This window comes from Brenneria sp. L4-2C (assembly GCF_040240335.1).
Taxonomy (GTDB): Bacteria; Pseudomonadota; Gammaproteobacteria; order Enterobacterales; family Enterobacteriaceae; genus Brenneria.
This window is the reverse complement of the sequence record NZ_JBEIAC010000005.1, coordinates 278,959-305,288: the sequence shown is the minus strand read 5'-3', so window position 1 is coordinate 305,288 and position 26,330 is coordinate 278,959. Positions and strand designations below refer to the sequence as shown.

22 protein-coding genes and 2 pseudogenes are annotated in these 26,330 nt (G+C 55.2%); 15 read left to right on the top strand and 9 right to left on the bottom strand.

What is annotated here, in order from left to right:
- From ABRZ26_RS10880 to ABRZ26_RS10865, 4 genes and pseudogenes are all read left to right on the top strand, one after another.
- Positions 1–139, top strand: a 139-nt coding sequence (locus ABRZ26_RS10880; RefSeq protein WP_319602909.1) for an IS3 family transposase, incomplete at its 5' end; no start/stop codon positions are given.
- 20 nt (positions 140–159) lie between these two features.
- Positions 160–1,098: pseudogene (locus ABRZ26_RS10875) on the top strand (DUF8606 domain-containing protein); the annotation flags it as partial.
- Between the two features lie 293 nt (positions 1,099–1,391).
- Positions 1,392–1,775, top strand: coding sequence for a DUF7079 family protein (locus tag ABRZ26_RS10870; RefSeq protein WP_319604272.1), 384 nt, complete (start codon positions 1,392–1,394; stop codon positions 1,773–1,775).
- Between the two features lie 473 nt (positions 1,776–2,248).
- On the top strand, positions 2,249–2,827 hold the full coding sequence (locus ABRZ26_RS10865) for a hypothetical protein (protein WP_319604271.1): 579 nt from the start codon (positions 2,249–2,251) through the stop codon (positions 2,825–2,827).
- A gap of 322 nt (positions 2,828–3,149) precedes the next feature.
- On the opposite strand, the gene ABRZ26_RS10860 is transcribed toward ABRZ26_RS10865, so the two are convergent.
- From ABRZ26_RS10860 to ABRZ26_RS10845, 4 genes are all read right to left on the bottom strand, one after another.
- Complete coding sequence (locus tag ABRZ26_RS10860) at positions 3,150–4,583, bottom strand: sulfatase-like hydrolase/transferase (protein ID WP_319604270.1); 1,434 nt, start codon at positions 4,581–4,583, stop codon at positions 3,150–3,152.
- A gap of 20 nt (positions 4,584–4,603) precedes the next feature.
- Positions 4,604–5,503, bottom strand: a complete 900-nt coding sequence (locus tag ABRZ26_RS10855; protein ID WP_319604269.1) for a carbohydrate ABC transporter permease — start codon at positions 5,501–5,503, stop codon at positions 4,604–4,606.
- Positions 5,504–5,513: 10 nt separating this feature from the next.
- Positions 5,514–6,470 (bottom strand): carbohydrate ABC transporter permease, encoded by a 957-nt coding sequence (locus ABRZ26_RS10850; protein ID WP_319604268.1) that lies wholly within the window; start codon positions 6,468–6,470, stop codon positions 5,514–5,516.
- 169 nt (positions 6,471–6,639) lie between these two features.
- Positions 6,640–7,938, bottom strand: coding sequence for an ABC transporter substrate-binding protein (locus tag ABRZ26_RS10845; RefSeq protein ID WP_319604267.1), 1,299 nt, complete (start codon positions 7,936–7,938; stop codon positions 6,640–6,642).
- A 204-nt stretch (positions 7,939–8,142) separates the two neighbouring features.
- On the opposite strand from ABRZ26_RS10845, the gene ABRZ26_RS10840 reads away from it, so the two are divergent.
- The 4 genes from ABRZ26_RS10840 (at position 8,143) to ABRZ26_RS10825 (ending at position 12,396) form a co-directional block, all read left to right on the top strand.
- A complete protein-coding gene (locus ABRZ26_RS10840) occupies positions 8,143–9,093 on the top strand; it encodes a DeoR/GlpR family DNA-binding transcription regulator (RefSeq protein ID WP_319604266.1) in 951 nt (316 codons plus the stop codon).
- Positions 9,074–10,147 carry an ABC transporter ATP-binding protein gene (locus tag ABRZ26_RS10835; RefSeq protein ID WP_319604265.1) on the top strand — a complete coding sequence of 358 codons (1,074 nt, stop codon included), beginning with the start codon at positions 9,074–9,076 and terminating at the stop codon, positions 10,145–10,147. Before ABRZ26_RS10840 ends, ABRZ26_RS10835 begins: the two co-directional genes overlap by 20 nt.
- A 238-nt stretch (positions 10,148–10,385) precedes the next feature.
- Complete coding sequence (codA, locus tag ABRZ26_RS10830; RefSeq protein ID WP_319604264.1) at positions 10,386–11,639, top strand: cytosine deaminase; 1,254 nt, start codon at positions 10,386–10,388, stop codon at positions 11,637–11,639.
- Positions 11,640–11,769: 130 nt separating this feature from the next.
- Entirely contained in the window at positions 11,770–12,396 is a 627-nt protein-coding gene (locus tag ABRZ26_RS10825; RefSeq protein WP_319604263.1) for a LysE family translocator, read from the top strand.
- Between the two features lie 39 nt (positions 12,397–12,435).
- Here the strand turns inward: ABRZ26_RS10825 and ABRZ26_RS10820 are convergent, their stop codons facing one another.
- On the bottom strand, positions 12,436–12,918 hold the full coding sequence (locus ABRZ26_RS10820) for a GNAT family N-acetyltransferase (protein WP_319604262.1): 483 nt from the start codon (positions 12,916–12,918) through the stop codon (positions 12,436–12,438).
- Between the two features lie 88 nt (positions 12,919–13,006).
- Between ABRZ26_RS10820 and ABRZ26_RS10815 the strand changes: the two genes are divergently transcribed.
- Positions 13,007–13,135 carry a hypothetical protein gene (locus ABRZ26_RS10815; protein WP_319604261.1) on the top strand — a complete coding sequence of 43 codons (129 nt, stop codon included), beginning with the start codon at positions 13,007–13,009 and terminating at the stop codon, positions 13,133–13,135.
- Here the strand turns inward: ABRZ26_RS10815 and ABRZ26_RS10810 are convergent.
- Together ABRZ26_RS10810 and ABRZ26_RS10805 are read right to left on the bottom strand one after the other, a co-directional pair.
- Positions 13,127–13,771: a metallophosphoesterase gene (locus ABRZ26_RS10810; RefSeq protein WP_319604260.1), complete on the bottom strand. Its 645-nt coding sequence runs from the start codon at positions 13,769–13,771 to the stop codon at positions 13,127–13,129. The genes ABRZ26_RS10815 and ABRZ26_RS10810 overlap by 9 nt on opposite strands.
- A gap of 34 nt (positions 13,772–13,805) precedes the next feature.
- Positions 13,806–14,114, bottom strand: coding sequence for a hypothetical protein (locus tag ABRZ26_RS10805; protein WP_319604259.1), 309 nt, complete (start codon positions 14,112–14,114; stop codon positions 13,806–13,808).
- A 335-nt stretch (positions 14,115–14,449) separates the two neighbouring features.
- On the opposite strand from ABRZ26_RS10805, the gene ABRZ26_RS10800 reads away from it, so the two are divergent.
- From ABRZ26_RS10800 to nifJ, 4 genes are all read left to right on the top strand, one after another.
- A complete protein-coding gene (locus ABRZ26_RS10800; RefSeq protein WP_319604258.1) occupies positions 14,450–15,994 on the top strand; it encodes an FAD-dependent oxidoreductase in 1,545 nt (514 codons plus the stop codon).
- 67 nt (positions 15,995–16,061) lie between these two features.
- On the top strand, positions 16,062–17,027 hold the full coding sequence (locus ABRZ26_RS10795; protein WP_319604257.1) for a SphA family protein: 966 nt from the start codon (positions 16,062–16,064) through the stop codon (positions 17,025–17,027).
- A gap of 192 nt (positions 17,028–17,219) precedes the next feature.
- Positions 17,220–18,170, top strand: coding sequence for a LysR family transcriptional regulator (locus ABRZ26_RS10790; protein WP_319604256.1), 951 nt, complete (start codon positions 17,220–17,222; stop codon positions 18,168–18,170).
- 199 nt (positions 18,171–18,369) lie between these two features.
- On the top strand, positions 18,370–21,903 hold the full coding sequence (gene nifJ / locus ABRZ26_RS10785) for a pyruvate:ferredoxin (flavodoxin) oxidoreductase (RefSeq protein ID WP_319604255.1): 3,534 nt from the start codon (positions 18,370–18,372) through the stop codon (positions 21,901–21,903).
- A 493-nt stretch (positions 21,904–22,396) separates the two neighbouring features.
- Here nifJ and ABRZ26_RS10780 read toward each other — a convergent pair.
- Positions 22,397–22,794 (bottom strand): annotated as a pseudogene (locus ABRZ26_RS10780) (type II TA system antitoxin MqsA family protein).
- A 273-nt stretch (positions 22,795–23,067) separates the two neighbouring features.
- The gene (locus tag ABRZ26_RS10770; protein ID WP_319604254.1) at positions 23,068–24,399 is read right to left on the bottom strand and encodes an aminotransferase class I/II-fold pyridoxal phosphate-dependent enzyme; all 1,332 of its coding nucleotides are present in this window, start codon (positions 24,397–24,399) and stop codon (positions 23,068–23,070) included.
- Positions 24,400–24,543: 144 nt separating this feature from the next.
- Here ABRZ26_RS10770 and ABRZ26_RS10765 point away from each other — a divergent pair, with 144 nt between their 5' ends.
- Both ABRZ26_RS10765 and ABRZ26_RS10760 read left to right on the top strand, forming a co-directional pair.
- A complete protein-coding gene (locus ABRZ26_RS10765) occupies positions 24,544–25,515 on the top strand; it encodes a substrate-binding domain-containing protein (RefSeq protein WP_319604253.1) in 972 nt (323 codons plus the stop codon).
- 11 nt (positions 25,516–25,526) lie between these two features.
- Positions 25,527–26,321, top strand: a complete 795-nt coding sequence (locus ABRZ26_RS10760; protein ID WP_319604252.1) for a deaminated glutathione amidase — start codon at positions 25,527–25,529, stop codon at positions 26,319–26,321.
- The last annotated feature ends 9 nt before the right edge of the window (positions 26,322–26,330 follow it).

Here is a 26,330-nt window from a genome sequence, read left to right as displayed (position 1 = left end):
CGGTGAGAGGTTCAACACGCGGGAGGAGATGAAATCGGCGGTATTCGAGTATATCGAGATAGACTACAATCGGCACCGACGGCATAGTGCCAACGGCGGGCTAAGCCCGGTGCAATTTGAGGAAAGAAACCTCGCTTAAGGCAGTGTCCACCGTCGCTGGGCAAGATCAATCTGCTGGCGATAGCACCGGATGCCTCACTGATCCTTATTGAGTTAAAACGTGACCGCACACCGCGTGAGGTGGTGGCACAGGCTCTGGATTATGCCTCTTGGGTAGCGGGGTTAACCCCGGAACGCCTATCGCAAATTTATGAACGCTTCTCTCAGGGCGGTAATCTGGGCGAAGCCTTCAAACAGCGCTTCAACAACGTGCTGGAAGAGGAATCGCTCAATCAAGCGCATCAGATAATCATCGTCGCCTCTGAACTTGATCCGTCGACCGAGCGTATTGTCACCTACCTTAGCGAACGTGAAATCCCTATCAATGTTCTGTTCTTCCAGGTGTTCCAGAATGCCGACGAGCAGTTGTTGAGCCGCGCCTGGCTCATCGACCCAAGCGAAACCCAGACTAACGCTACACAAGCTACGACGGGCATCAGCGCTGAAGAGCGCGAACCGTGGAACGGCGAGTTTTACGTCTCCTTTGGCGACCCGCTGAGCCGTAGCTGGCAAGATGCCCGGCGTTATGAATTTATCAGCGCGGGTGGCGGTAGCTGGTACAGCCAGACGTTAAAACAGCTACAGCCGGACGATCGCGTCTGGGTAAAAATCCCCGGCACAGGCTATGTGGGTATCGGTAAAGTCCTTTCAACCGTGCAACCCGCCAGCAGCTTTAAAATCGACACGCCCGAAGGTGAGAAGCTGGCAATGGACGTACTTCAGCACGGCGAGCTTTATCGCCAGAATGCGGATAACCCGGAGAAATCGGAATATTTTGTACCAGTGAAATGGCTGGAGACACGCAGCGAGAGCGATGCAGTCAATGAGGTCGGTTTCTTTGGCAATCAAAATACCGTGTGTAAACCTACTACGCAAAAATGGCGCCATACCGTCGAGAAATTAAAGGGTTATTTCAAACAATGGAATGCTGACGCCTAGCTTACTCCAGCTAAATAAAATTTTTAGATTCAAACTTGAACCCATAATAGATAACAACTCAACGCCCCCAGCCCGGTGAAGGAAGATAAAGCAATAGAAACACTTCATCAGGGAGCAATTGCCACGGCTGGGATTGCTGGGAGATAGGCTGCTGGAGCGGGTATTGTAGCTGTTGGCATTTACACCGCCACCGCTCCGGTATGCGTGTGTTGATAAGTGGAGTACTGGCTACAGCAGGCAAAGAAATGTTATATGGAACAATTTATACGGTGTCTTAAAGGGAAAATCCGAGCATGAAACTAAGCGATCACGAACTGTCAAAACGAGTTCTGGTATGGCATGCCTTGTCCGATCTTTTCACAGCGCGTGAGTTACAGGACTACGACTATCAATGGATGGTCAAGGTGCTGAAAGAATCTGGCTTATCCAAGGAAACCATTTTTCAGATAATTGATGACGAAGTGGCGCCCGCCTTACTGGGAAATCTGCTATTCAACCCTACTCCGGTTATGGATGGTTGGGAACCTGAAGAAGTAAAAGAGTTGGTGCTCCGCTATTTGCATAAAAAACCAACAATTATAGAGAAGATACTCCCTCGGAAGTCCCTAATTAAAAAAAGGCGTAAAAACATTCAAAGCGAATTATCCCAACTATCGATCGAGCTGAATAAAAACTAACTGACACATCATCATTAACGCTATCAACTTAATATCTACTGGCTGCCAGAATACGATATTTCGGATAGACACAAACAAAGCGGTCAGAAGAAGAAGGTGAACCAATTTTTATAAAATCTTTTTATTTTGTAGATCAGAGAATATTTTTCTAAAAAATATCGGCTAATAACAGCCTAATCGTACTTTCCCACATTGCGGATATATTTTGTTGTTGCGACGAGCGTCGCACATCACTTCATCAAGCGTTTTACACATGACCAGCGTCTCGCAATAGCCATTGGGTAAAACCTCATAGTTAGGTATCCCAACAAAGGACCAACCAAAATAAACCCATAAATATCATAGTGTTAAATAAAAAACTATTTTTATAAGAGCTACCCAACCAGTAAAATAAAAAACAGGAGTTGTTTTTTGAGTAATGAATGAGTGTAAAATAGTGATAAAACAAGCTGTTAATGCAAGGTCATGGATAGATGAGCCGTTTCTATAGAAAAACTATAACGTATTTATTTTCAAAATATTTTTTTATTCTTGTCACTGTACTGGCCATCATGTCGCCTATTCTTTGGTATATGCTATGGGCTTCGCATCTGTCGCATAACACGATACTGATCGAGACATTCCCGGAATTCACCATATACATTACCACTGGCGCTATTTTTGGCCTTATCTTTGCTGGAAGAGCAACCTACTTCCGACCAGTAAATAAAACGCCAAAGTATATTCTTGAAATGTTTCTGGGTGGATTCGCCTTAGGATTTGTTGCCATACTGAATAGCTTTGACGTTTACGTTTATCTTTTCCCGGATAAAGTGATTAATTATACCTCCGAGTATGAGGTTGTTTTTCCAGGCCCATACAGAGGGAAACATGGTCGTTGCGAAGCGGGCATATGGATTAAAGATGCTTATACCGACCGCTGGAAACAGCTATGCACCAGTAAAAAAGAGTTGTCCAAAAAAAGACGACAAGGCATGAGTGAGGTATGGGTAACGGCGCGAGTCAACGAGCTCGGGTCTTATATTGTCGATTATAAGTTTACCTACAAGTAAAGGCAGCCTAAATGCGATATAACCTGATACGCAGCCAACGGCGACAAAACCGGCGCCAGCCGTTTTTTACCGCCACGCTCAATCAATATAAGACTACCGATTAGGTATAACTTTTATAAAATCGGCGGATAAATCGATTATTTTATTATCCGATATTCATATTTCCCTTCAAACATATCCTGTATTTCCGCGCGGTTCAGCTCATCAAAATGATCCGGAACCGTTCCTTTGCCTTCAGAAAATCCAGCTTACGTTTTGGCTTCTCTTCCGTGTAAGCCACGACCTTTACCAAACTCTTGCCATTGCGCGCGATCAGGAATGATCACCTATGCAGCTTGTCTCTATGATCAACAAAGATTGCCCCGTCAACGCCCTCTCCCCCAACCCGATCGATCTGACCGCCGCCCATCACGGGCTGTATGGCTCCATCCATAGCCGTTGTGCCGAATCGGGCGAACCACGCCTGAAGGCGGTCAAACAGGTCGGCGATGGTCGTACTCTTGTCGGGCTCGGCGACAAGATTGCGCGCTTCCGCCGGATCATTTTCCAGATCGTAAAGCTCACAGCCGCCGGCATAGCGATGGATATATTTCCAGCGCCCTGCGCGAATCATCCGGTTCGGGCCATATTCATCGAACACAACGACATAGCCCGCCTCTTCAGGCGCATCCGCTTTCAATACCTGGCTGATATCCCGGCCTGGCAATCCCTCCGGTATCAGGTGTTCAAGTTGAGCGTAAGCCAGAATCGTCGGCATGAAATCGTAGTGAGAATACAGCCCTTTCAGCAGGCCAGGAGCAATGCGTGAGCGGTGCATGAAGATGCCCGGCACTTTCACGGAGGTCTCGAAAAGATTCTGAGGGTAAGTGCCGTTCCCCTTGCCGTAAATGCCATGGTGGCCCATGTTCATGCCGTTGTCGGAGGTAAAAATGACCAGCGTGTTATCAAGCTGCCCGCGGCTTTCAAGCGCATCAAGAATTTCGCCAATCCCACGATCCATCGCCGTAACCGCCGCGAAGTAGCCGGAAAGCATTCGTTTGCGGGCGTCTTCGTCCTTGGGAAAATTATCCGGATTATAAAAATCGGCATGCATCGGGGGAGCGGGAAGATCAGAGAACGCGCAGTCAGGATAGTAGCGGTCGAAATCTTCAGGTTTATGCTGATTTTCCTCCCACGGCGCATGCGGCGCCGTGTAGTGTACGCTCAGATACCACGGCGCTTGCCCGGACTGTTGCGCAAGGAAGGTCAGCGCATTGCTGGTGATGATGTCCGTCAGATAACCGTCGACGCGTTGCACCTCACCGTTCTGAATCATCGTCGGCGACTGATAAGCGCCTCCGCCGGTCGCGTAGGCCTGCCAGTATGAGAATCCCCGATGAGGGATATGCGTATCGCCAAGATGCCACTTGCCGCTCAGTCCGCATGTATAGCCGGCTTGCGCCAGGATCTCAACCATCGTCTGGTGCCGATCGAGATACTGAATCAGTCGATGATGGAACTCCGTCTCAATGCTGGCATTGCCAGCGCGAATCCAGTCATGTATGCCGTGGGCCGATGGGATCCGGCCCGTCATCAGCGAGGCCCGAGCCGGCGAACAGACCGGCGACACGCAATAAAGGGAATCAAAACGTTTGCCCGAGCGCGCTAACCGATCAAGGTTCGGCGTGTAGATGTCTTGCGTGCCGGCATGATGCATGGCCCAGTAGCCCTGATCGTCGGAAACAATCATCAGTATGTTGGGTTGAGCAGCGGCCATCTCTGTTACCTCCCCTTCTTTTACTTACTTCCGCCCAGCGTGAAACCTTCAATAATCCGGCTGCCGAGCCAAAAATAGATGGCAAGTATCGGCAGGATGACGATGCACATGCCGGCAAACAAGCCGCCCCAATTCGCCGCGTTGTACTGCATCTGCTGGAGAAATTTCAGCAGCGCCAGCGGCAGCGTTTCCAGTTCCTGAGACTGGAGCAGAACCAGAGCGAAAATCGTTTCGTTCCAATGCGCGATGAGGTTAAGAATGAAAATCGTGATAATGCCGGACCGCGCCATCGGCAGCATGATCGACCAGAAAGTCCTGAATGGCGACGCCCCGTCCAGCGCGGCCGCTTCTTCCAGCTCCTTCGGCATGGTGGCGAAAAAACTGGTCAGGAAAAACACGGCAAAAGGAAGCGATGTCGCGACATAGAGGATCCAAAGTCCAATCAGGCTGTCAACCAGACCAAAAGCCCCCATCAGAACATAGAGAGGCAATACGATAACCTGCGCGGGGATCCCTATGCCAATGGCAAAAAACAGGGTGATTGAATCAGCGCCCAATACCCTGAACCGGCTGAGCGCGTAAGCGGCCGGCGCGGCGATCGCAATCGTGGCGCAAGCCGTCGCAACAGACAGAACCAATGTGTTTAACGCCGCAACGCCGAAGTTACCGGCAATCCAGGCCTCCTCGAAATTGCGCCATTGAAAGGTTCCCGGCAGCGACCAGGGAAATGCCAGAATCTCACGCGTGGTCTTAAAAGAGGAGAGCAGAAGCCAGATAAGGACCAGGATATTGAAAGCGACGAAAGCCCAGATCAGCAGCGTCGGGATGGTTTGGGTGACGGACAGATTGCGCAAGCGGAAACCACGCCGCGTCGGCATGGCCGCCAGGCGCGTACTTTCGCGTAGATGAGATGATGTCATCGCCATCTCCTTAAAATTGCAGGGGATCGCGGCGCATTATCCGACGAATAAGCCAGACCAACACAGCGACAAGGATGAGCATGATAAAAGCGCTGGCGGCCGCCGGGCCATAACGCGGCGTCCCCGTGGCGGCAAAGGCTTCCGCATACGAATAAAGAGCGGTGTTCCAGACTTTGGTGGAGGGCAGATACCCCGCGCCGCCGGCGAACGCATAAATGAACTCGAAGATTTTGACGGAACTGATGGTCCACAGTACGGCGGCCATACTGACGATTTCCCACATCAACGGCAGCGTGATGTGCCAAAAACGCTGTAAAGCGTTCGCGCCCGCAAGTTCGGCCTCTTCGTAAAGATCGGCGGGGATACGATCGACCCCGGCCATCAGGATGGTCGTATAGAAGCCGGTCGAAACCCAGATAAGCCCCACCATAATCAGATTGAACAAATTAGACTCGTTGAGCCAGGCCGGCGGATTCGAGATCCCCATGCCCGCCAGTATCTCGTTAACGAGACCGCCGCTCTGAAAAAGAAATCCCCAGAGAATCGAAATAACGACCGCTGAAAGAATATTGGGGAAGAATATGACCGATCTGACAAACTTGCGTCCCATCATCTCCCGCAATGCCATCGTCATCGCGAAACTGATAAAAAACGTCGCGCCGCCGACAATAAAAATAATCTTCAGGGTGTTTATAAAAGCGCTGATAAAAATCGGATCGTAGTAAAGCGCTTCATAGTTGCGCCAGCCGACGTACTCCATCGGCCCTGCGCCGGGCCATTTATGAAAGCTGATCCACACCGTCGCGATCGTAGGCAATATGAATAACACCACATAGAGAACCAGCGCCGGCGCAACAAACCAGAAAAACAGCTTTCGGCGAGCCTGATGCATCGGTTCGATGGTGGGTTCGGCCTTTGCATCAGGCAGCGCCGACCGGTTGTCCTTGATAGCGGACTTTAAAGGCATTCGTGGCTCTCTCAAGCGCCGCCCCCAACACAGGCCGACGCGTTTGTTAATGGATGACTTTTATGCGCAATGCGATCAATCGGCCGCTCGCTGATGGCAAAAGTATAAGTCAGGCATGTGGATATGCCTGACCAACACGCCCTTCAGGTTGCCGATATCCGGGTATCGTTCAATTCAGACGCCGATAGGTAATCGTATTTTCCACCAGCGCTGACTGGAACGCCTGCGCGCTCTTCACGCCGAAGATAAGATCGTTGATGAGCGGAATAAGCACCTTATTCGTATAGTCGGCGTCCACGTCGATCAGTCCGTCGAACTGGCTATGAATCTCGGGCGAGGATTCGATTGCCAGCTTGGCCTGCGCCAGTTCATCCGGCACGGCGATATCGGCGCGGGGCGTCAGATTTCTGGTCTCAGTGGCGATACCCGACAGCTTGTCCTTGGCAAGGAAGTAGCTGATGAACTTTTGCGCGGCTTCTGCATTGGCGGCTTTTTTCGGGATGGCGAAGCCAATAAAGGAGACTTCCTGCGTCTGATGCGCGCCTTCCGCGACCGACGGCATGGGAAAAGAGCGGGGTTTGAAACCGGGAGCGGTGTAACTGGCCGTTTCGCTCACGATCCACGGGCCGTTAAAAATGACGGCCGCCTTGTTGGTGGCCCAACGCTGCTGCATGGCGGGCCATTTGCTGGCGTTGTAGCCAGGAGCGAAATATCCGCCTTTTACCAGTTCCTCAATATGTTCGGCCGTCTTCAGAATCAGCGGATCCTTTAAGGCCTCGCCGGTCTTGTCGGCTACGGCCGCGCGCAGCTTGCCGGGGCCAAGATAGCGCACGGCGATTTCCGCAAAGTAATACAGATTGAAGTGCGCGATATCGCCGTCAAGCGCGATCGGCGCGACCCCTTTGGCTTTTGCGCTATCCAACAGGGTGATTAAGTCGGCCCAGGTTTGAGGCGGAGACTTTTCGACCTCAGGCAGAAACGCGGCGTCGTACCACCATTGCGAAGTAATCACCTCGTAGGGAACCAGCCATTTCTGGCCGCCGGTCGTCACGGACTGCAAGAATTTTTCGGGTATCACGCCGCCGACGGTGTTCCCTGGTTCTCCTGGGATTGCTGCCGCGTAGACGGGGGAAAGATCAGTCTGGTTATTGGTTGATACCAGAATGGAGCGCACGTTGCGCTGCGCGCCGTCAACCAGATCGGCGGGCGTTACCGCGGAATTGAGCGTCGGCGCCAGTTTTTTGAGGTTATCCCGGCCAACCCATTGCGTCTTGACAACAATGCCCGTGTCTTTCGTGAACTGGTCGATGGCTTGTTGGATCACCTTTTGTTGCGGCTCGCCGCGATTCCACATCGACCAGTAGGTAATGGTGTCTTGCGCATAGGCCAAACCAGACATGCTGGTTGCGGCCAGTAGCGAAGTGATTGCCAGCGCTATGCGCCGCCGGATTTTTAATGGTTTTGTCATCGCGCCGTTCTCATGGTTATAAATATCATTCACGTTTTAAACTACCTGGGTTGAGCCGACCGTCCTCTGCAAAAAAACCGCCGCCCGGTTGCTCGGTTATCACCCGTTGAGATTTAGCGTAATTACTTTTTTGGCGCAATATTATTTAAGCATAACTATATTCTGTTATTTTTTTAGTAAAACTACATTTTGTCTGGCATTTAGATGGGACATCGTTATCATCCTGATGAGGCTATTCCGCTAAAAAAACACCTTACCTGGACGGATAAAGTGGGAAAATTGTCGCTTTTCGAGACGATCGTGTCTGATACACCGCAACTCAGTAAATCCTTTCGCCGCATCGCTGCCTATATCGAGCGGGAACGGGAAGGTTTTATGTACAAGACCGTGCGCGAACTCGCTTTCATCGCCGAAGTCAGCGAACCGACATTAATCCGTTTTTGTCGGCACTATGGATATAAAGGCGTACCGGACTTTCGTATCGCGCTGGCGATGTCGTTGGCGGAGCGCGATGCCCCGGAATTTCCACGCTTCGTCGATCCGGTTATCGAAGATAAAAATGTCGTCAATCGCGTGGCGAAACGCGCAATTGCGCGTCAGGCGGCCCAACTGGCCAGGGATGATAAACGTATCATTCTTGATTCAGGATCGACCACGCAGATGATGGCGACAGAGTTGCGCGACAGCGAACCGCTGACCATTCTGACGACGGGACTCAATGTCGTGCAGGAACTCCGCCCGTCGCGTCAGCATTCAATTATATTGCCTGGCGGCACATTCCGCGCCGAATCGATGTCGCTGGTCGGCCGAATGGTCGAGACCTCCTTAAGCTCGATGCACTTCGACACGGCCTACTTAGGCAGTGATAGCATCGATCCGGTTGTCGGCCTCAGCACGTTCAATGAAGACGAGGCGCATCAGAACATCGCCATGATCGCCGCCAGCACTCGCATCGTCGTACTGGCCGATGCGAGCAAGTTCAGCTCGCCGGCGCTGCATCGCATCTGCGAATTGGACAAAGTGCATATCATCATTTCCGACGACAGATTGCCGCCGGAAACCCGCAAGTTGATCGAAGAGATGGGCGTGCAACTTCTGTGCGTCGGTCTGTCATTGGGAAAAAAGAGTGGTGGAAATGGCGTCAGTCAGCATTGAGAATATTCAGAAATCATACGGTCCGTTGCAGGTGATTCACGATGTTTCCATACACATTCAGGATGGCGAGTTTATCGTGCTGGTGGGGCCGTCCGGCTGTGGGAAATCGACATTACTCAGAATGGTCGCCGGCCTTGAGACTGTGACGGCAGGCGATATCCGCATCGGCGAACGAGTCATCAATAACACCGCGCCCAAAGATCGGGATATCGCCATGGTGTTTCAAAATTACGCCCTCTACCCTCATATGACGGTACGCGAAAACATGGCGTTCGCGCTAAAGCTGAAAAAGATGCCGCTCGACGAGATCAATGCCCGCATCGAAAAAACCGCCGGCATTATCGGCCTGAGCGAATTACTCGACCGGTATCCCCGCCAGTTATCCGGCGGTCAGCGCCAGCGTGTGGCGATGGGACGCGCGACCGTCCGCAACCCGCAGGTCTTTCTGTTCGATGAACCGCTGTCCAATCTCGACGCAAAACTACGCGTGACGATGCGCGCCGAAATAAAATCATTACATCGGAAACTAAAAACCACAACGATCTATGTCACGCACGATCAGGTCGAAGCGATGACCATGGCCGATCGCATTGTGGTCATGCATGATGGCGTGGTGGAGCAGATCGGTACGCCGCTGGAGCTTTACGATCGCCCTGATAACCTCTTCGTCGCGGGCTTTATCGGTTCGCCGTCGATGAACTTTATCGCCGGTTCGATCCAGATAAGGAACACGCCCATATTTACCGCGGAAGGGGGTTTCGAGATCGCGCTGCCTGATTCCGCCTCGTTGCAAGATGGCCAATCCGTTGTGCTGGGTATCAGACCGGAACATTTTCAACTTGCCGAGGACGGCATGGCGGTTGAGGTGGCGGCGGTTGAACCGACCGGCTCGGAAACATTGATTATGGCGCGTTGCGGCGAACAGGAGATAACCTGCGTATTTCGGCAACGCTTCCTGCCGACGCCTGGCGAAACGTTAAGGATTCAGGCTAATCAGGATTTTCTTCATCTTTTTGATCTGAAATCAGGTCGGCGACTGAATACCCGCGCATAAATCCCCCATCAATCCTTTGTCATAAACGCGCCACAGGTCGGTGTTCCGATTAGCGTGGCGCGCTATGGCACGCCGAGTCGAGTCAAAAACCGCCAGCGGTGGTTCGAAGCGGTGTATTATCGGAAATCGGACGTCGCCCTGCCGATCGGCGCATCCCGTTGCCGTCCGCCGGCTCGATCTTCTCGATCCCGACGGCCTGCCGACCCGCAATTTGTCCGTCACGAAAAGGAGAATGCTCATGAGAATCGTCAACGCCCGCCTGCGCCATCGTTCGGAACTCTTTACGCTGGAGATTCGGGACGGCTTATTCGCCGCTATCACGCCGCAGACCGCCAGACAAAACGCGACGGCGGAGGAGATCGACGTTCAGGGCAATCTTGCCTGCGCGCCGTTCGTCGAGCCTCATATCCATCTGGATGCAGCGCTCACCGCCGGAGAGCCCAACTGGAACCAGAGCGGCACCCTGTTCGAAGGCATCGAGCGCTGGGCCGAACGCAAACCGCTGCTGACCCCGGACGATATCCGCACCCGCGCCCGGAAAACCATCCAACTGCTGATGGAAAACGGCGTTCAGGCGATCCGCACCCATGTCGATACCACCGATCCGACGCTAACCGCGACCAGGGTGTTGTGCGAACTGCGCGATGAGTTGAAAGATCGGCTGGAACTACAGGTGGTGGCCTTCCCTCAGGAAGGGCTGCTCTCGTACCCCAACGGCCTGCGGCTGATGGAAGAGGCGCTGGAAATCGGCGTCGACGCGGTGGGCGGCATCCCACATTTTGAGTACACGCGGGAGTTGGGCGAGGCATCCATGAAACAGGTCATCGCGCTGGCGAAAAAATATGACCGGCTGGTGGATGTCCACTGCGATGAAATAGACGACCCCAACTCGCGTTTCCTTGAGGTGCTGGCGGCCGAGGCCTTGTTCAACGATATGGGCCACCGCGTCACCGCCAGCCACACCACCGCCATGCACTCCTATGACAACGCCTACTGCTCCAAGCTGTTCCGTCTGCTGAAAAAATCCGGCATCAGCTTCGTCTCCTGCCCGACGGAAAGCATCCACCTGCAAGGACGTTTCGACACCTTCCCCAAGCGCCGCGGGGTGACGCGGGTGAAAGAACTGCTGGCGGCCGGCATGAATGTCTGTCTGGCGCAGGATTCGATATTCGATCCCTGGTACTCGCTAGGCAACGGCAAACTGCTGCGGGTGCTGGATGCGGGGCTGCATATCTGTCAGATGATGGGCTATCAGGATATTTCCACAGCGCTGAGCCTGATCACCGACAACAGCGCCAAAGCGCTGGGTATCGATGCGCGCTACGGCATTGAGGTCGGCAAGCCCGCCAATCTGATCGTTCTGGCGGGCGAAAACGATTACGAGGCGATCCGCCGTCAGGAAGATGTGCTCTGGTCGATCCGCCACGGCGAGATTATCCTGCAACGTCAGCCCGCACAGGTGATTACCCGGCCGGCGATCTTCTCTGAATAAGAGAAAAATACGGCCGAACGCCGCGGCGCGTCATCGCGTTGGATAACCTCGTTATCTATGCGAAGATACGGCGATTCACGCCCGCGACCGGCGCCATTCGTTTATTGGTTAAACAACCCCAGGAGCAACCATGAGTTTTAGTCTTTGGCTCGCTTATACCGGTATTATCAGCGCATTAATCGCGATACCGGGCCCGTCGGCTTTGCTTTGCATGTCCCACGGACTCCGCTACGGGCATACCCGCGCCACGGCGACCGTGCTGGGCGGGGCTATTGCGGCGCTAACGCTGATGGCCTGCTCGGCCCTGGGATTGGGCGCCATCCTGGCGGCCTCGACCACCGCGTTTATCGCGTTAAAAATTATTGGCGCGGCCTATTTGATCTGGCTTGGCATCACGTCATGGCGGGCATCGGGCATGCATCAGACGGAACCCGGCGTTCAGGATGCGCCATCCTCAGGCTGGTTTGCGCTTTTCCGCAAAGGCTATCTGGTGGGGATCAGCAATCCGAAAGATCTGCTGTTCTTCGCCGCGCTGTTCCCTCACTTTATCGATACCGGCGCGCCGCCTGTTTTGCAGTTCGTGATACTGGCCGTCACCTGGCTGATACTGGATTGCAGCATTATGTTTATCTATGCCTGCACCGGCCGCCGGCTGTCCTCGCTGTTTTCCAGTCCCCGCCGCATAAAACTGTTTAACCGTTCAACCGGCGGCATTTTTATCCTGGCCGGCACGACGCTGGCGATCTCGACCAAATAATGCCGGCGTCGCGAATAATCACGTTCCCGCCGAACGTGATTATTTGGCCGATGCAAGCTGTTCGATGCCGTTTTCATCCAACCGATAGCGAACCCACTCATCCTGCGGTAACGCGCCGATGCTTTTATAGAAATCGATGGCCGGCTGATTCCAGTCGAGCACGCTCCATTCCAGACGGCCGCATTTTCTTTGCCGGGCAATGTCGGCAAGGTGTCTGAGCAACGCTTTACCGGCGCCGCAGTGGCGGAATTTTTGCCCGATGTACAAATCTTCCAGATAAATACCGTTTTTCCCCAGCCAGGTGGAGTAGCTCATAAAGAAAACCGCGTAACCGACCGGCTGACCGTCGATACGGCAAATCAGCGCTTCCGCATTGGCATCCTCGCCAAATAACGAATCTTCAATATCCTGACGCGAAGCCACTACTTCATGCCGCGCTTTTTCATACTCCGCCAGTTCGATAATAAGGTCTAAAATAACGCCGGCATCAGACTTGCGGGCGGGTTGAATCTCAATTTTCATTAATTTTCCATAGGTTGTGGTGACAAGTAATGCCTGCCATGCTACTTCATTAGCAATACTGTATGAACTGCATTGTACTCAGGACTTAATGAACAATATGCATCTCGATCTACGCCGCATCGATCTGAATTTACTGGTTATATTTAACAGCATCTATGAACACCGTTCGGTGGCTGAATCGGCAAAAGCATTGGCGATGAGCGCCTCGTCAGCGTAGTTGAATCAGCGTCAGCCGACCGCCGAACACCGCGCCGGTATCAATGTAAAGCTGGTTGAAAAAGATCAGGGGTTTGTGAAGCGGCGTGTGGCCGAAGATAAACAGGTGCGCCCCGGCGATCTTGTCGCCTTCGCCCGCCATGGCGCGCGTGATGCGATTACGCCCCCAGACCAACTCATCCTCATCGACCGCCTTGCCGAACGCATAATCGTCCGCCGGATAGTCCGCATGAGCAATGACATAATGGCGGCCGCCGATATCCACGTCGATGACCAGCGGCAGATCCGCCGTTTGCGCTATCCGCCCGGCGACGAGGCGTTTATCGGCGTCATCAAGCGCGGAATACCAGCTTCCCCCATTGCGCGACCACAGCCAGCCGTTATCCTCGCTCAGCGCCTCGCGCGCCATCTGCTCATGATTGCCGCACACGGCGGTAAACCAGGATTCATCCAGCAGCGCCAGGCAGGCCGGGCTATCCGGCCCGCGATCGATCAGATCGCCGACCGAGATCAGCAAGTCGGTTTGACGATCGAATTGCCGGGTCGCCAGCGCATCCAGCAATGCCTGATAACAGCCGTGGATATCGCCGACCACAAATATTCTTTGATAATCATCACCGCTGATTCTGCGATACATAGAGACCTCATCAGAGCAGGATGCGGCATCGTCATTACGCCCGCCCGCCGGCGCGGGAAAGCTCGGGGAACAGCGTGCGCAGCGTATCGGCAATCGCCGGTCGGTCATAACCCAGTTGCTGCAAGATCATGGCGATTTGCCGCGCGGAAATCGCATCCTGATACACCGAGTGGAGCACATCGGCAATCAACTGCGGCGTGATCAAGCCAATCAGGGCAATGTCCTTCGCCGTACCGCCCCACGCCTGAAGAATATGCTCAAGCGCCTGTTCCGGGGTCATGCCCTGTTCATGGAGCGACGCCACCACCGCAATCAGCTTATCTTTTATTTCATTCGCCATCATTCGGCTCCCAGATCAACGGGAGCCCTTCCTCAATCCCCGCCAACCGACCATAACCACAACCGGAAGCCCGTCCGGCTCCGGCTCGCTACAACCTGAAGTTGTAGCAACCACAAATAAAGGGTGTTTTTCCAATATATCTCAGATGGTTATAGTGAAACCACCTCTTGTCGTCCCCCTAAAAAACCTACCGATATCCAGGGGGATGGTCATTTGGACGCGTCCAGAGCGTTTATCCGGCCGCACCAGACCCCTTTCCCATCATACAACAGGCAGGCGATATCACCAGAAAACAGCACGAGGATCGGGTACCCCTACAATAACAGGAAGATAACACTATGAGCAGATTAAGAAAAAATACCGCTATCGGTTGCTTTCTTTTCATCTTCGGCCTCTCCCTCAGCTACGCGCAGCCGGGTGCCGCACAAGAGAGCAAACTGGAAACCGACGTCGTGGTTGTCGGATTCGGCGGCGCCGGCGTATCCGCCGCGGTGTCGGCGGCGGAAGCCGGACTGAAAGTCATTGCGCTGGAGAAACAGGCGATAGCCGGCGGCAGTTCCAACTTTGCCGAAGGGCTGTTTGCCGTCCAAACCGACCAAACCCGTAAAAACGCCGTCACCATGACTCCCGAGGAAGCCTACCGCACCTCCATGGAATTTAATCAGTCGTACCGGGTGAATCCCGCGCTGGTGAGAATGTATCTGAAGGAGTCCGGCCCGACGATCCGCTGGCTGGAAAAACAGGGCGTCAATTTTTACGTCACCCAGATCTCCGCCCATGAGCCGCGCGTGTGGCATATCGTGGAAGAATACGGCAACGCGCATCATGGCGCGGCGCTCATCAAACGCATGGCGGAGCGAGCCAGGGAACTCGGCGTAACGGTCATGTATAAAACGCCGGGCAAGAAGCTGATCTATCAGGACGGCGCGATTAAAGGGATTGAAGCGGAGGATGCCGACGGCAACAAAATCACCATACTGGCGAAAGCGGTGATACTGGCCACCGGCGGCTTCCAGGACAGCAAAGAGAAAGTCAAAGCCTGGACGCCTTTCGATCCGGAAAAAGTCACGCCGTTCGCCCACCTGAACAAAACCGGCGACGGCATCGATATGGCGACGGCCGTCGGCGCGGACACCACCGACTTCGGCCTGTTGCTGCATCCGGCGGTGACGGATAAGGGCATTCCGCTGGTAGGCGATTTGCAGGCGATGGCCTGGGAACCCAACCTGTGGGTCAACAAATACGGCGATCGCTTTATCGATGAAACCATCGTGGAAAGTTTCGCCATTGCCGGCAACGCGATTGAAGGCCAGCGCGACAGCTTCGTCTGGTCCATTTTCGACGATGATACGATAAAATTTGTCGAGGAAGAGGGCGCCAGAACCGGCATGGGCGTCATCATTCCGGTCATGAAAAAACTCACCAACCTGAAAAAAGAGATCGACGACGCCATCAATGCGGGCAGCGCCAAGGTGGTCAGGGCCAGCTCGCTGGACGAGCTGGCGAAAAAACTCGATGTCGACCCCAGACGACTGAAAGCGTCCGTCACGCGCTTTAACCAGATCAAAGAAAAAAATGTCGATGAGGATTTCGTCAGAAACCCGGCCACCGTGTTGCCGCTTACCGGTCCGACCTATTATGCCCTGAAAGTGCAACCCCACTATTTCGCCTCCTTCGGCGGGGTCCGCATCACCACGGATCTGGAAGTCACCGACAAGCAGGATAAGGTTATCAAAGGGTTATATGCCACCGGTCTGGATGTCGGCGGGCAATATGGCCGCACCTACACGCTATGGGCCTCCGGGTCTCATTATTCCTTCGCGGTCACATCGGGTCGTTTGTCCGCCGTCAACGCGGCGAACTATATCCGTACGCTGAAATAGCATCCCGCACGCCATAATGGGAAGCCGGGCCTTCCCATTATGCATGACATGCACTGGAGGAATGATGATGAACAATATCAATCAATTGTTCCGGGCCACACTATTATCGGCAACATTGATGGCCGTTCCCGCCGTATACGCGGTGGAAAACGTCACGCCCTTGCAACCGGGCGCGACAACCGGCAACGCGGCGGGGCTGTTGCCGCCGGACGGGCTCTACTTTACGCTGGACAGCTCCTATGAAACCGGATCGCTGCGCAACGAGGACGGCGATAAAGCCCTGACGCCGGGCGGCAGCGTCAAGCTCAAGGTGGTCAGCACCGCCGCGTCGTTATTGTGGGTGCCGGGCTGGGAAGTGCTGGGCGCCCGTTATGGCGCCAGCATAGTGCAACCCCAGCGCGTCATTCGTTCCCGTACCAACGACGGTCAGACGGAGCACAAAGATCACTATGACGGCATGCTGAACACCTCGATCACCCCCGTGATGCTGTCGTGGGATCTGGGCCGCGGTCTGTTCGTGGGATTCGGCGCGGGAGTCAGTCTGAAGAACGGCAAGTTTGAATATCAGTACAGCGAGGCCGAGGGCAGAAACGTCATACAGGGAAATTCCATCGCCAATAATTTTTATATTTTCCAGCCTAATCTCGCCGTCACCTATCTGCGCGACGACTGGGCGTTCACGGTGAATAACATCTTCAATTTCAATACCCGCAACAAGACGACCGAATACCAAACCGGCCACCTCTACTATCTGGACGTCACCGCCGCCAAAACGATCGATAACTGGACGCTGGGCGCGATCGGCAACTATACCCGGCAGTTCCGCGACGACAAGATAAAGGGGCGCGAAGTCTCCGCCATACCGGGATTTCACGCGCGGGGAAAACGCACCGAATACGCCTCGCTCGGGCCGATGATCGGCTATAACTTCGGCGATTTTTCCGTCTCAGGGCGTTTTCTGTTTGCGCTGTTCGCCGAAAATGATGTGGATATGTCGATCTTCCATCTGGGGGTCACCATTCCGCTGAAGTAACCCACGGCAACGCCGCATGATGTTATCGCGGCGTTTCCGGCCCGGTTGCGCGCGCTGAAAACTGTGCGCAATATCCCTTTTCTTCATACGCGTTTTTTATTCCTATGATAGCTGTCATATTTTGACGCAAACGGGCTGGTTACACTGTCCGCCTGTCCCCCGCACGATGACTGATGATGGGAGAGGTGGCATATGGATATCGGTACACTGAAATATTTTGTTCAGGTGTATGAGGATCGTTGCCTGACTCATTCCGCACAAAAATTATTCATTAGCCAGCAGGCGCTGAGCCGGCAGATCCTCAATCTGGAAACCGAACTGGGCGTAACCCTGTTTGAGCGCAATTCCCGCGGCATGTCGCCGACCGCGATGGGCGACTACCTCTACGTCAAGGCCATGACCGCCATCAGCAGCATTGCCGCGCTGGAAAGCGATATACGCACCCGGCAACGGCACGAACATCCTCGTTACCGCCTCGGCTTCTCTCCCGGCACGCTGCAAAGTCTGGGGGTACGGCGGGTGATGGCGTTTCTGGCCGCCTACAAGGATGCGGACTGCGAACTGTCCGAGCACGCCGATATCGATTGCGAAGCGCGCGTGGATAACGGGTCGCTGGATATGGCGATCACCGTCAGGCCCGGAGATAACCCGCATCTGCGCTATACCAGCATCAAGCAGGAGCGGATCGTGCTGGTCAGCAACAGGCAGCACCGTCTGGCGCGGCTGGCGCAAACGCGGCCCATCCGCCTGACCGATTTGATCGGCGTCTCCCTGATTATGCTGGATGAAACCTTCCGGCTACAGGAGACCATTTTGCAGCACCTGCGCCAGGCGGGCGTCACGCCGAGCATTCATACCCACATCAATCACGATCTGCATGTCGCCTACGATTTGGTGACGCTGAATCAGGGCGTTTTCGTCTTCGTCGAAGGATTGGCCCGCCCGATGTTGCGCGAAGACATGGTGAGCATTCCCCTGTTGGACTCCGGCATGAGATGGGATATCGGGCTGATCGTCGGCCATGAATCCGCGGCGCGTACGCCGATGCTGCTCAATTTCGTTAACCGCTTCCAGCATGACATGCGCCAGGATGCGGATACCTCACGCCAGACAACCGGCAGCGTTTGCCCATTATTTATCTGAAATCACGCGTCTTTTTTTCCGTTTGTACTGAAAATGCGCAGGGGACGGCATTTATGTCATATCGGTGTATAATAAGCGGAATTATTAAAAATAGTTTGAAACAACTCCGCGTAAATTGAGTCACTTTCTTCGTTCTTTGAGATGCGATAATTCCCCAAATAAAAATCGAATTTCATTCTGTGAGCAAAAAGGCTAAGTCATGATCACCACCGACGGTAACAACGCAGTCGCTTCTGTCGCCTGGCGGACCAATGAGGTCATCGCCATCTATCCCATTACGCCAAGTTCAACCATGGCGGAACAGGCCGCGGCCTGGTCGAGCGACGGCGACAAAAACATCTGGGGAGATACGCCGCGCGTGGTGGAAATGCAGTCGGAGGGCGGCGCGATAGCCACCGTACACGGCGCGTTGCAAACCGGTTCGATGGCGACCAGCTTTACCTCGTCGCAGGGCCTGCTGCTGATGATCCCCACGTTGTATAAGCTGGCCGGCGAGCTGACGCCGTTTGTCCTGCACGTGGCGGCGCGCACGGTGGCCACCCATTCGCTGTCCATCTTCTGCGATCACTCCGATGTGATGGCCGTACGCCAGACCGGCTGCGCCATGCTCTGCGCCAGCAACGTACAGGAAGCGCAGGATTTCGCGCTGATCGCGCAGATGGCCAGCCTGAACAGCCGGCTGCCGTTTATCCATTTCTTCGACGGTTTCCGCACCTCGCATGAAATCAACAAGATTGAACCGCTGAGCGATGACGACCTGCGCCGACTGCTGCCTCAGCAGGCTATAGAGGCTCACCGTGAGCGAGCGCTTACACCTGAGCATCCGGTGATCCGCGGCACGGCGTCCAATCCGGATACGTTCTTCCAGGCCCGCGAGGCGACCAACTCCTGGTATAACGCCGGCTGTCGGCACGTCGAACAGGCGATGAACGACTTCGCCGAGGTCACCGGCCGTCAGTATCGCCCGTTTGAGTATTACGGCCATCCTGAAGCCACCCGCGTTATCGTCCTGATGGGCTCCGGCGTCGGCACCTGCGAAGAAGCGATCGATCGGCTGCTGACGCTGGGTGAAAAAGTCGGCGTGGTGAAAGTCCGTCTGTATCGCCCGTTCTCCGCCAGCCATCTGCTGGCGGTCGTGCCGCAAACGGCGAAAAGCATTGCCGTGCTGGATCGCACCAAAGAACCGGGCGCGCTGGCGGAACCGCTCTATCTGGACGTGATGACCGCGCTGGCCGAGGCGTTCTCCACCGGTGAACGCGCGTCTATGCCGCGGGTGATCGGCGGGCGTTACGGCCTGTCGTCCAAAGAGTTCACCCCGCAGTGCGTGCAGGCGATCTTTAATGAGTTAGCGCTTGCTAACCCCAGACCGCGTTTTACCGTCGGCATCTATGACGACGTGACCAATCTGTCGCTGCCGTTGCCCGTCGAGCATTTGCCGGGCAATGCCTCGCTGGAAGCGTTGTTCTATGGCCTGGGCAGCGACGGCACGGTATCGGCCGCCAAAAACTCGATTAAAATCGTCGGCAACACCACCCCGCTGTTCGTACAGGGCTATTTCGTCTACGACTCGAAAAAGGCCGGCAGCCTGACCGTCTCCCACATGCGCGTCGGCCCTCATCCCATCAATTCCGCCTATCTGATCGATCAGGCGGACTTTGTCGGCTGTCACCAGTGGCAGTTCATCGACAAATACAGCATGGTCGAGCGTCTGAAGCCCGGCGGCGTATTTCTGATCAACTCCCCCTATTCCAGCGACGATCTGTGGCATCGGCTGCCGCAGGAAGTTCAGGCCGCGCTGAACCAGCGTCAGGCGAAGGTGTACTGCATCAACGCCGCCAAAATCGCCCGCGAATGCCAGCTGGGCGCGCGCATCAATACCGTGATGCAGATGGCGTTCTTCCATCTGTCGCAGATCCTGCCGGGCGACGTCGCGCTGGAAAAACTGCGCTCGGCGATCGCCGCCAGCTACGGCAGCAAAGGTCAGGAACTGGTCGAGCGCAACTGGAACGCCCTGAGCGCCACGCTGGAAGCGCTGTCCGCGGTACCGCTGGAGGCCGTCAATGCCGACAGCCCGCAGCGCCCGCCGGTGGTTTCCGACGCCGCGCCGGACTTTGTTAAAACCGTGACCGCCGCCATGCTGGCCGGCTTAGGCGATAGTCTGCCGGTTTCCGCCCTGCCGCCCGACGGCACCTGGCCGACCGGCACCACCAAATGGGAAAAACGCAATATCGCCGAAGCGATCCCGCTGTGGCAGCCGCAGTTGTGTACCCAGTGCAACCACTGCGTCGCCGCCTGCCCGCACGCCGCCATCCGCGCTAAAGTGGTGCCGGCCGAAGCGATGGACAACGCACCGGCGTCGCTGCAATCGCTGGACGTGAAAGCCCGCGATATGCGCGGTCAGAAATATGTCTTGCAGGTGGCGCCGGAAGATTGCACCGGCTGTAACCTGTGCGTGGAAGTCTGCCCGGCGAAAGATCGCCAGAACCCGGAAATCAAAGCCATCAATATGGAATCCCGGCTGGATAATCTGGCGGTCGAAAAAGAGAACTTCGACTTCTTTATGGCGCTGCCGGAAATGGATCGCGCCAAACTGGAGCGTATCGATATCCGTACCTCGCAGTTGATTACGCCGTTGTTTGAATACTCCGGCGCCTGCTCCGGCTGCGGCGAAACGCCGTATATCAAACTGCTGACGCAGTTGTACGGCGATCGTCTGCTGGTGGCCAACGCCACCGGTTGCTCTTCTATTTATGGCGGCAATCTGCCCACCACGCCGTGGACCACCGATGCCAACGGGCGCGGACCGGCCTGGGCGAATTCGCTGTTCGAAGACAACGCCGAATTTGGCCTGGGCTTCCGCCTGAGCGTCGACCAACACCGCCAGCGCGCCGTGCGCTTGCTGCATGAGCTGGCGCCGCTGTTGCCGGATGATTTAGTGGCGGCGTTGCAGGAAGAGTCGATAGCGCCGGAACTGCGCCGTCAGCAAATTGAACAGCTGCGTATGATATTGGCCGACCTCGACAATGAGCAGGCCAGGGCGTTGAGCGCCGAAGCCGACCATCTGGTGGATAAATCCATCTGGTTGATTGGCGGCGACGGCTGGGCTTACGACATCGGCTACGGCGGTCTGGATCACGTCATGAGCCTGAGCGAAAACGTCAACGTGCTGGTGCTCGATACCCAGTGTTATTCCAACACCGGCGGTCAACAGTCCAAAGCCACTCCGCTGGGCGCCGTCACCAAGTTCGGCGAGAAAGGCAAGCGTAAGGCGCGCAAGGATCTGGGCATCAACGTCATGATGTACGGCCACGTTTATGTAGCGCAGATATCGCTGGGCGCGCAGTTGAACCAGACGGTGAAAGCCATTCAGGAAGCGGAAGCCTGGCCGGGGCCGTCGCTGATCATCGCCTACAGCCCTTGCGAAGAGCACGGATATGACCTGGCGTTCAGCCACGATCAAATGCGTCAGTTGACCGCCACCGGCTTCTGGCCGCTCTACCGCTTCGATCCGCGCCGCATCGAGGAAGGCAAACCGGCATTGATGACGGATTCCCGTCCGCCCTCAAACAGCCTGAGCGAAACCCTGCTGCACGAGCAACGTTTCCGCCGCCTGAACAACATGCTGCCGGAAGAAACGGCGCAGCTTTACGAAGAGGCCGAAATCGATCTGCGCCGCCGTTATGATTTCCTGACCATGATGGCGGGTAAAGCGGAGAAAAGTCCGCAGGAGTGACGCGACTATCCTTTGCGACAGAGTCCTAACCCCACCCCGACCCTCCCCTTCACAGGCGAGGGAGTTGGCTCCTCCCCCTGACAAGGGCTGTCTCTTATACACAAATGCGGGAGCGCTGATGGGGTTGGCTGTTACGCGGCGTAAAAAATTATGCTGAGGAGATAGCAGGCTTAGGATGAGCCGCATGGACGCGGCGAAAGCTTGCGCCACGTCGGGAACGTGTCGCAAGCGATCCGTTAAGCCTGATACCGACGAAGGCACCGCGCAGCGGCATAATTTAGCCGCAAGCCCGGGTTCGTAGGGTGGTGGCGCTTGAACCACCCTGCGTCGGGCGCGTACTGCGACATCGCAGAGAAATGACGGCCTTCTCGCGCACGAAATAACACTGAGCCTACATATACCGTTATCGGTAAATATGTGACTAAGAGACAGCTGACAAGGGTGAGGCCGGGAGGGGGTAGCAACAGACGTCGCCAGTGCGCTCCGCTATCGTTTAACTACGGATCTCACCTAGCAATTCTGGATGACGATCAAGAACTTTCAGTAATTTCACCGTGGAAGGATGAGGTTGTGCCTTGCCTGTTTCATATCTGGAAAATGCATTCGCGCCGCCGCCAAAAATGGCGCTGGCTTCACGTTGCGTCAAATCCAACTTTTTACGCACACGACTAATGTACGCCGGTTCAATCGTTTCTTTGATAACCGAATTTTTGAAAGCAACGATTTTTGCCAGGTACGCCGCAGACTCGTCCTTGTTCATCGTGACGTCATGACAGATCGGACAGTGCAATCCCTCTATGGCCGGCAACATGGTTTTTTTCCACGAAATGAGTAGGGTACATCTTTTGCTTCCTGTATCAGTTCGGCACCGCCACAGTTAGGACATTTCATATTATTTCTCCTTAAATGAGACGATGAGCAAGTCGTCAATAACCGTGATTTTTACATAGAGATCAACGGTGTTAATCCTGGGGCGATAGACATTCCGTCAAAATCTAATCCCAGTAAATCTGCGCCATTGAGCGCCGTGTTAGTCGCCCTGACCTTGCCCTGAGCGATTAGCGCCTTAACGACGTGCAGTCGAGTATGGGGTGTTCGTTTTTCCATATACCACATCCATGTAGATGGCCTTAAATAAAAGATAACCCGTTGCCGGGCAGCCCATCAGCGATAAATCTGGCTTACCGCTTCCGCAATCGTCTCGATTAACGATTCCTGCAACTGCGAAATACTGAGCCGCACATAATGGCCGCTTTTGGTGCCGAACCGCTCTCCCGGCTGCACGGCGACGCCATGGGCAGCCATGGTGATCAGCGCATAGCGCTCCGACGGCACCGGCAGCCAGATACACAGGCTGTCGTTTTCCGGCACGTAAATCCCCCGCCGCGCCAGCGCGTTCGCCAGCCGTTGCCGCCGCTGATGATACACCTCGCGGGCATGTTCAATCCCCTGCTGCGTTTTCCGGTCGGCGAGTAAAAAGCTCAGCGCGCCTTGCAGTATCCGGCTGCTCCAGCCGGCGCCGAAATTACGAAAGGACTGGATCTTGCCGATGACTTCCGCCGAACCGGAGATTGCGGCCATACGCAAATCGGGGCCATAGGCTTTGGAATAGGAACGGATATAAATGGTCTGCGCCGGATAGTACGCGCCCATGCTCAGCGCGGGATAGGACGAGATCTCGCCGACGCCGTCGTCTTCAATAATCATCGTCATCGGGTTATCCGCCAACAGCGCGGCCATCGCCGCCATACGCGCCGGGCTTACCGAATGACCGGTATGCGAATGGGTTCTTGGCTGGTAGATAAACGCGGCGGGATTATGCTGCAATGCCTGCTTCAGCGCCTCGATGACCGGGCCATGTTCATCGCATTCGACCCGAATGGCGTTGATGCCGATATGATCCAGCAAATCCAGCAGCCGCGCCGCGGTCGGGCTTTCAATCACCACCGTGGAGCCGGGGAAAATCAGCGTCTGCAAGGTCAGATTCACGCAGTCAAACCCGCCGTCAGCGGTCATAAACGCTTCCGCCGCATACGGCCAGTTGTTGCGCAACTGCTGCTCAAGTTCGGGAACGATCGGCGTACGCTGATAGCTATTTAAATTCTTAACCCGGGCGCCATATAACAACGCTTCGTCGAGATCCGGCAACAGCGCGGGATCGGGCGCCGACAAGGTCAGATCGGCGATGATCGTATCGCCAAAGTTACCGATCTTCTCAAAACGCTCCGGTCGCGGGGAAACCTGCTGACCGGACACCCACATGCCCGTTCTGCCGCGCCCCGCAATCACTTTTTGTCGCCGCAGCTGGCTCCAGGCCGCGGAAATCGTCGCCGGACTCACGCCCAGCGCTTCGGCCAGTTCCCTTACCGGCGGCAACTGCCGGCCGATTTCAATTTTTCCTGCCCGGATCAGCGCCGACATATCCATCGCAATGCCACGGATACTGTGATTATGCAGTTGTTCAGCCAGCCAGCCGGTATCGATTGGTTTAGTCATAAATAATATTTTGTACAATAACAAAAATATTATTGTACACGTATGAACATCGATCTAGTATCAAAAAAAAGCACATTATGTGCAAATATCAGACATATTTGTTATGAGCGAGTTAGCTCGCGCCTTCACCAGGGAATCACCAAGTTGACGATAACAATTAGACTGGCAGTGAGGGATTGGGATTATTTCACCCCACTCGCCTTGGGCGATATCAAACCAGAAGGGTTTGAACTAAAAATAGATCGGGTCGGTACGTTGCCGGACAATCTGGCGACCAGCAGTCAGTACGATGCGGGCGAGGTGTCATTCAGCCGCTATGCGCAAAGCCGCGCTCAGGGCGATGAAAGTTTAGTCGCCCTGCCGCACTTTCTGATGCGCGGTTTCCGCCAGCGCTGCATTCTGACCACGCAGGACAGTCCGCTGACCGAGCTGTCGCAGTTGGCGGGGAAAAAGATCGGCCTGACGGGCTGGCAGGATTCCGGCAATACCTGGACGCGCGCGCTATTGCGCCGTGAAGGCATCGGCAATGACGATGCCTACTGGTACGTAGGCCGTCTGACGGAAGCGCATCCGATTGTCGATCGTCTGGCCGGATTCGGCCGGCCGGGACGCATAGAAGCCGCGCCGGGCGAGCAGCCGCTGATTACGCTGCTGAAAAACGGCGGTCTGGACGCCATCTTCACCCCGTTCATGCCGGAAGGATTTTTTAACGGCGGCTCCGGTTTACGACAGTTGCAACCCGATTTCCGTCAGGCGGAAATCGACTATTTCCACCAGGTCGGCTATGTGCCGGGCATGCATGTGCTGGCGATAAAACCCGCGCTGGCGGCGGAACACCCCTGGCTGCCGCAGGCGCTCAGCGAGGTCATCGACCAGTCGTATAAGGTGTGGATGGGCAAGCGCATCAAGTATGCCGATACCACGCCCTGGTTGTTGGACGATCTGCGCCGCACCGCTCAGGACTTACCCGTTCACTGGAACGACAATGGTTTCGCCATCAATAAAACCATGATTGCCGATTTCGCCAGTGAACTGTACTTACAGGGGATAACGGCGCAATGCCTGACTCCGGAAGCCTTGTTCCCGTGGGCGTCCTCTGTTTTGTCTGAAGATTAAGAGGGATTGATATGAAAGTCGCACTTGGACAGTTCGCCGTTGACCGCGAATGGCGAAACAATGTCGTCACCGCGCTGAAGCTGATGTCGGACGCACAACAGGCGGACGCCGACCTGCTGGTGCTGCCGGAAGGCGTATTGGCGCGGGATATTACCGATCCCAAACTGGTGCTGACCGCGGCTCAGCCGCTGGACGGCCCTTTCGTCAGCCAATTGCTGGCGGCCAGCAAAGGCAGCCGCATGACCACCATGATGAGCATTCACGTACCGAACGGCGCAGAAAAAGTCTGGAACGTGCTGATTGCCATTCGCGACGGCGAAATCATCGCCCAGTATAAGAAATTGCATCTATACGATGCGTTTTCCATGCAGGAGTCGGAAAACGTCACCCCCGGCGATGAAGTGCCGCCGCTGGTCGACGTCGCCGGACTGAAAGTCGGCCTGATGACCTGTTATGACGTGCGTTTCCCCGAACTGGCCCGCCGTTTGGTGCTGGATGGCGCTCAGGTTCTGGTACTGCCGGCCGCCTGGGTCAAAGGGCCGCTGAAAGAGTCCCATTGGGAACTGCTGGTTCGCGCCCGCGCGCTGGAAAACACCGCCTATGTCGTGGCGGTCGGCGAATGCGGCGTGAGAAATATCGGCAACAGCATGGTTGTCGATCCGTTGGGCGTGGTGGTGGTTCAGGCGCCGGAAGCCCCGGCGCTGGTCTACGCTAATGTAGACCCCGAACGCCTTTCCTATGCGCGGGAGGTTCTCCCCGCGCTGGCTAACCGCCGTTTCGATACGCCGCGTTTGTCGCACGAGTAACGGGATCTT